The 1,970-nt window shown below is 76.2% G+C and carries 1 protein-coding gene; it reads left to right on the top strand.

Annotation, left to right across the window (positions count from 1 at the left end):
* Positions 1 to 572: 572 nt before the first annotated feature.
* Positions 573 to 1,970 (top strand): serine/threonine-protein kinase (locus ABD308_RS33480; protein WP_344343432.1); only part of this gene is annotated, 1,398 nt, incomplete at its 3' end.

Genomic DNA, 1,970 nt, shown 5'->3' with positions numbered 1-1,970 from the left:
CGCGCACGCCGACGGCGCCCGCGAGGGCGCCCGCCAGGGAGCCGAGCGCGGTGCCGACGGGGGCGGTGACCAGCACGTCCACATAGGGGATGGCGGAGCCGGCGGCTGCCGGGCCGCTGCGCGGTCGGAGGACGGTCAGCCGGATCTGCATCTCGCCCGCGGTCCCTTCTGCTGGTGTGACGCCTTGTGCCGCTGCCTCGGGCCGCTGCGGGTGAGCGGGGGTGGCCGCGACACCGCTTGGGCCACAAGAGTGGCGAGTGTCATCCTGCCATCCGTCACGGACGGTCCGCGCACGGTACCGGATTTGACGATCTTGCGATCATCGCCATGGTGGAGGCGACGGGGAATCAGGTCAACCGGCGCCCGCGAGGGCGGACCCGGCGGCCCCGTGGAACCGTCCGCGAACGCTCCGGGTCTTCCCTTAGGGGATGTCCCCCAACCCGGGCGAACGCCCCTGCCGGTCGCCTCAAAAACGTCAACGGACCCCGTTAGAGTGGCCGGAACACGGGCCCGGCAGGCTCACCGCACCGGCGGAGGAGCGCCCCGCGCGGGCGGCACGACGAGGAGTGCGAGTGCGGCCAGTCGGCAGCAAGTATCTGCTGGAGGAGACCCTCGGACGAGGGGCCACCGGCACCGTCTGGCGCGGCCGGGTCCGCGCCGACGTCGACGTGCCCGGCAGCGCGCCCGGGCAGCTGGTGGCGATCAAGGTCCTGCGCGAGGAGCTCGCCGCCGACCCGGACGTGGTGATGCGCTTCCTGCGGGAGCGCTCGGTGCTGGTGCGGCTGACCCACCCGAACATCGTCAAGGTCCGCGACCTGGTCGTCGAGGGCGAGCTGCTGGCCCTGGTGATGGACCTCGTGGACGGCCCGGACCTGGCCCGCTACCTGCGCGAGCAGGGCCCGTTCAGCCCGATCGCGGGCGCCCTGCTGATGGCCCAGATCGCCGACGCGCTGGCCGCCAGCCACCTCGACGGCATCGTGCACCGCGACCTCAAGCCGGCCAACGTGCTGCTCGCCACCGCCGTCATCGACGCCGGCGAGCAGATGCACCCGATGCTGACCGACTTCGGCATCGCCCGGCTCGCCGACTCCCCGGGCATCACCCGCAGCCACGAGTTCGTCGGCACCCCCGCGTACGTCGCGCCGGAGTCCGCCGAGGGCCGCCCGCAGACCTCCGCGGTGGACGTCTACGGCGCCGGGATCATGCTCTACGAGCTGGTCACCGGCCGCCAGCCGTTCCAGGGCGACAACCCGCTGGCGATCCTGCACGCGCACCTCGCCCAGGAGCCGCAGCGGCCGTCGACCATGCCGGAGCCGCTCTGGACGGTGATCGAGCGCTGCCTGCGCAAGGACCCGGCGCAGCGGCCGAGCGCGGTGTCGCTGGCGGGCGCCCTGCGGGTGGTCGCGGCCGGGGTGGGCGTGCACGCCTCCCCGGCGGCGGTGGACGCGGCGCTCGCCGTCGGCGCGCTGCTGGTGCCGGACCCGCGGCCGACCGCCGTGCCGGGGGCGCCGGTGGGTGTGCCCGGCGGGCTGCCGGCGGACGCGTCGTTCGGCGCCGAGGACCGCACGCAGGTGCTCCCGGCCGGCCAGCAGCCCGGCCAGCCGGGTCAGCCCGGTCAGCAGTACGACCCGGCGGCGGCGACCCGGGTGATGGGCACCCAGCCGCCCCCGTTCGACCCGGCGGCCGCGACCCGGGTGATGCCGCCCGCCGCCGCGCCGCCGCCGCCCTCCGGCCCGCCGCAGGCCGACACCCCGCACCCGTGGCAGACCCAGCTGCGGGCGGCCCGGGACCGCAACCAGCAGACCGAGATCGCCTACTTCGGCCCCGAGGACTTCGAGGCCCCGCCGGTCGCCCCGCCGCCGTTCCAGGCCGGACAGGCGGGTCAGCCGGGTCAGGCCGGCCAGGCCGGGCACGGGGGCCGCCCGCCGCAGGGCGCCCCCCAGGGCTACCAGCAGCCGGGCCGGCACCCC

Source organism: Kitasatospora putterlickiae, from assembly GCF_039527695.1.
GTDB classification, from domain to species: Bacteria; Actinomycetota; Actinomycetes; order Streptomycetales; family Streptomycetaceae; genus Kitasatospora; species Kitasatospora putterlickiae.
This window is presented reverse-complemented; position numbering and strand designations above follow the sequence as displayed.